The sequence below is a fragment of the Flavobacterium aurantiibacter genome (genome assembly GCF_002251775.1).
GTDB lineage: Bacteria > Bacteroidota > Bacteroidia > Flavobacteriales > Flavobacteriaceae > Flavobacterium > Flavobacterium aurantiibacter.
Genome location: NZ_NOXX01000115.1, coordinates 1 through 4,707 on the forward strand (window position 1 = coordinate 1; position 4,707 = coordinate 4,707).

Sequence of the window (4,707 nt, forward strand, 5' to 3'; positions counted from 1 at the left end):
TTAAATCAGGTATAAATATACGGAATATATTTGGATAACTCAATTTTCTATTTTCCATTTTTTCGCTTCTTTTACTTTTTTCTATTTTTTCCTTGCGTTGCTTTCCCGCGCGAACGGGTGCAGCGACATACTTTTTGGCGATCTTAACTTCCACCGAACGTTTGCCAAAAAGATACAGCGGAACACGTGACGGCTTGAACCTCTTTTGCGCAGCGACGACTCGTTTGCCGGCGCGCCCAAATAAAAATCATCTTTAGACTAAACGATAGATGTGCTGGCTACAACCCGTTATTTGTTATCTTGCAACAAAAAAATGCTAAAGTACCTTATACTGCTTCTCGTTTCCTTTGGTGCCGCTTTTCTGTATAAAAGTTGGGGGCAAGGAAGTACTGCCGCAAAAAATGTGCAGACATTTTCTATTAAATCGGCTGTGCTTAACGAGAGCCGAACTGNTCATCTTTAGACTAAACGATAGATGTGCTGGCTACAACCCGTTATTTGTTATCTTGCAACAAAAAAATGCTAAAGTACCTTATACTGCTTCTCGTTTCCTTTGGTGCCGCTTTTCTGTATAAAAGTTGGGGGCAAGGAAGTACTGCCGCAAAAAATGTGCAGACATTTTCTATTAAATCGGCTGTGCTTAACGAGAGCCGAACTGTTTGGGTGTACTTGCCGCTGAACTATTCTAAATCGAAAAAGTATCCGGTTTTGTACCTGTTCGACGGTCAGAATTTATTTGATGCGAAAACGGCCTATTCGGGCGAGTGGGAAGTTGATGAAACGCTAAATGCTTTGAAAGCCGAGCTTATTGTGATTGGTTTAAATCACGGAAATGAAAAGCGACTTGAAGAACTGACACCTTTTGTTCACGAAAAATACGGCGGTGGAAAAGCAGCGGTTTTTATTGAATTTCTAACTCAAGAAGTTATGCCGGAGATTAAAAAACGATTTTCGGTTTCGACAGACAGAAAAAATATCGGAATTGGAGGAAGTTCACTCGGCGGATTGACAGCTTTTTTTGCCGCTTTTGAACATTCGAAAATCTTTGGCCGTGCTCTAGTATTCTCGCCTTCATTTTGGTACGATTCGAAAGTATACGACCTTCCGCTTAACGGAGAACAAAAACCAAAACTGTATTTTATGTGTGGCGATTCGGAAAGTGAAACGATGGTTGCCGAGATAACAAACATGATCGACATCTTGAAAAACAAACGCAACTATACTGAAACCGAATTACCTTTCAAAATAATTCCAAAAGGCAATCATAACGAACAACTGTGGCGCAGCCAATTTTCCGAAGCCATACAATATCTATTTCCAGAAACAATTAAGAAAAATGACTAACAACGATATCTTTAAAAAATTACGTGTTGCTTTAAAATTACGCGACGAACACATTGTGGAAATCTTGCAATTAGTAGATTTCCGAATCACCAAATCGGAGTTAAGTGCATTTTTTCGAGACGAGAAACACCCAAATTACGTAGAATGTGGCGATCAGATTTTACGAAATTTCCTGAACGGATTGGTTTTATTTCTTCGCGGAAGTAAAGAGCAACCCAAACAACCTAGCGACGTACTGCGCGACATTCACAAGGATTTCTTAGAAGCACAAACACAGAAAACACCCGCTGCACCCGTAAAAAGAGCAGCGCAAAAACCCGCTGCAAAGAAAGCAGTCCCGAAAAAATCGGTCGTAGAGAAAGTGGCGTATAAAAATGGGAAGAAAAAGTAGCTGGTAAATATCTGATGTACAAGCAGCTACGTTAATGCATCCCAATGCCCGACTTTTAGTGTTTTTATTGAGTAAGTTCAATACGCTGTAAAAAACGTTTATACGCGTAATTGCCGACGCTCAAAATGTATGTTGCATAGAATGCGCAATTTTTGACAACTGCCGAAGTTCTTGGTGCGTGTATTTTTGGAAAAAAATAAAATGAACCATGCCTTTACTCGCAGTATTCATATCCTCTTTTTTTCTGTAAGCCTAGTTTTTATCGTTCGGAAGCAGTTCGATCAGGCGCTGATTTATGGCGGATTGGCATTAGCTTTCGATCCGTTTAACGCAAACGTAAAGTGGTCTGATCGGCCCAACTGGCAACGAATCGTTTTACTTGGCGAATTGCTTTTAGTATTCGCTTGCTTCGGACTTACCCTATTTCAAATCTAATTCTCAAAATCATTCAATACGTACGCTATGAAAAAGTCGTTACTTCTTGTCATGCTCCTACTTTCTGCACAAATCTACGCACAACCTTTGGCACGAAAAGGCTGGTTGGGTGCTCGACTAGTTCCTGAAAATGGAGGCGGTGTAAAAATCACCGAAATTGTAGGCGGTACTTCCAAAACCAGTAATTTACAGGTTTCGGATATCGTTTTAAAGATAAACGGAACGTCGATCACCGAACCGCGCGATGTTTCGAACTTGATTTCAAAACTGTCCGAGAACGAGCCAATTACCTTTACCGTAAAGCGAAATGATAAAACAATCGAGCTTAAGTCAAAAGTGGCTGGTCGCGATCGCGAAAAAAGCACAGTTGGAGAAGTAATTTACGACCGTATTCCATACAAAAACGGATTTCTGAGCGCCATCATCAATAAACCAGCTGGAAAAGGTAAATTCCCAGCCGTACTTTTTATTCCGGGTTATACTTGTAGTTCTGTCGATGGTTTAACCGAGGATCATCCGTACGGACGAATCGTAAATGCCTTTCATCAAGCCGGATTTGTGGTACTTCGCGTGGAAAAAAGTGGTCTGGGCGACAGTCAGAATACTGCCGATTGCAGCTCCACTACCCTAACCGACGAAATCGACGGATTTAAAACTGGTTTTCAGAAGCTTAAACAGCTGCCGTATGTCGACTTAGATAACGTATTCATTTTCGGACACTCCATGGGCGGCATCATAGCGCCGGCGATTAGCGCTACCGAGAAAGTAAAAGGCACAATTGTGTACGGAACTACAGCAAAAAGTTGGTTTGAATATCAACTCGAAATGAATCGTCTTCAACTGAAGCTCGCAAATACGCCGCCTTTTGAGTACGAAGAAAATTGTCGATTGCAAGGTGAAATTGCTTACGAGTATTTCATCCAAAAAAAGAGTTTAAGTGCTATTAGCAGCGATCCGAAAAAAGCTGAAACCCTTAAAACGGCATGGCAATACAACGGAAAAGACATGATTTTCGAACGAAATCAGGAATATTGGCGACAAATTCAAGACTATCCGTTGCTTGAAAACTGGAAGAATACGAGCGGAAAAGTACTCGTCTTATTTGGAGAATCAGATTTTCAGGCGTTTTCTAAAGCCGACCACGAGCAGATCGTATCGACAGTTAATTATTATCATCCCAATGCAGCGACACTGCTGAGTTTTCCAGAAACCGATCACTATCTGGCAAAATCCGGAAGTATGCAACAAGCGTATGACCTTTTTAGTCAGGGAAAAATTCTAGAATTATTTCAAGCTTTCAATCCCGATGTAACCCAGAAATCGGTTGAATGGGCAAAAACACTGAGTAACAAATAGTCACTATCAACTACTAACAAATATGAAAAACTTAAAAATCTTTATCTTTCTTTTTAGCGTCAACACTGCCCTGTTCGCGCAAACTTGGCAAAAGCTAAATACAGAACCTTACGCAGGAAAGCAGGACGATATTACGTTTATCGACCGAAATACAGGTTGGTATGTCAACGGATTTGGGCGGATTTACCACACAACAGATGGCGGTCAGAATTGGACCAAACAAATCGAACAAAAAGGTACATTCTTTAGAACCATCGCATTTCTAAATGAAAATGTAGGTTTCGCCGGAACAGTTGGAACCGATTATTTCCCGAACGTTACCGATACAATTCCTCTTTACGGCACTAAAGACGGTGGAAAAACGTGGAAGCCTGTTCCTTACAACGGACCGTATGTTAAAGGTTTGTGTGCCTTCGACGTAGTTTCCGAATCTGTGAAGAAGAAAGGAAAAACCGAGCAGATACACCATATTTTTGCCGTTGGTCGTGTGGGAAGTCCAGCAAATATTATGATTTCCCACGATAGCGGCGAAACCTGGATTTCGCGCAGCATGCAAGCCGATTGCAAGATGCTGTTTGATATAAAAATGCTCGACAAAAATGTGGGCTTTGCCTGCGCCGCTAATAATGAAGACATTTCGCAGTCCAATGCCTTGATTTTGAAAACTACCGACGGTGGAACGACTTGGAAAAAAGTCTACGAGTCGGCACGACCTTTTGAGACTACTTGGAAAGTGTCGTTTCCGACGGCAAAAATCGGTTACGTGACCATTCAATCGTACAATCCGGATCCAAATGTCAAACAACAGCGCATTGCAAAGACTACAGATGGTGGTGAAACGTGGACGGAGCTAAATTTGGTGGAAGATCCTGCAGCTCGTGAGTTCGGAATCGGGTTTATCGACGAAAACCACGGATTTGTAGGAACCATGAACAGCGGTTTCGAAACAACTGACGGCGGAAAAACGTGGACAAAAATCGATCTCGGGCGCGCCTGCAATAAAATTCGCATTTACCGCGACGCCGATCAAAAGGTTTACGGTTATGCTATTGGCGTTAACGTCTTTAAATTTTAGGCTTTCTATTTGATTAATTTAGTTGTTAGATGCGTAAGCTCTTTTTTAGGGCTTGCGCATTTTTTTTTGGGCAATCCGGTGCAGCGTTTTATAGTGGAAAATTGGT

The 4,707-nt window shown here is 41.6% G+C and carries 5 protein-coding genes; all 5 read left to right on the top strand.

The annotated features are described in order from the left end of the window. Positions 1 to 519: 519 nt before the first annotated feature. Entirely contained in the window at positions 520 to 1,344 is an 825-nt protein-coding gene (locus tag CHX27_RS01930; RefSeq protein WP_094485085.1) for an alpha/beta hydrolase, read from the top strand. Next, positions 1,337 to 1,735 carry a DUF1456 family protein gene (locus CHX27_RS01935; protein WP_094485086.1) on the top strand — a complete coding sequence of 133 codons (399 nt, stop codon included), beginning with the start codon at positions 1,337 to 1,339 and terminating at the stop codon, positions 1,733 to 1,735. The genes CHX27_RS01930 and CHX27_RS01935 overlap by 8 nt, the downstream gene beginning before the upstream one ends. A 201-nt stretch (positions 1,736 to 1,936) precedes the next feature. Next, on the top strand, positions 1,937 to 2,170 hold the full coding sequence (locus tag CHX27_RS01940) for a hypothetical protein (RefSeq protein ID WP_133063389.1): 234 nt from the start codon (positions 1,937 to 1,939) through the stop codon (positions 2,168 to 2,170). A gap of 27 nt (positions 2,171 to 2,197) precedes the next feature. Next, positions 2,198 to 3,526, top strand: a complete 1,329-nt coding sequence (locus CHX27_RS01945) for an alpha/beta fold hydrolase (protein WP_094485088.1) — start codon at positions 2,198 to 2,200, stop codon at positions 3,524 to 3,526. Positions 3,527 to 3,548: 22 nt separating this feature from the next. Further along, positions 3,549 to 4,601, top strand: a complete 1,053-nt coding sequence (locus tag CHX27_RS01950; RefSeq protein WP_094485089.1) for a WD40/YVTN/BNR-like repeat-containing protein — start codon at positions 3,549 to 3,551, stop codon at positions 4,599 to 4,601. Positions 4,602 to 4,707: the final 106 nt, after the last annotated feature.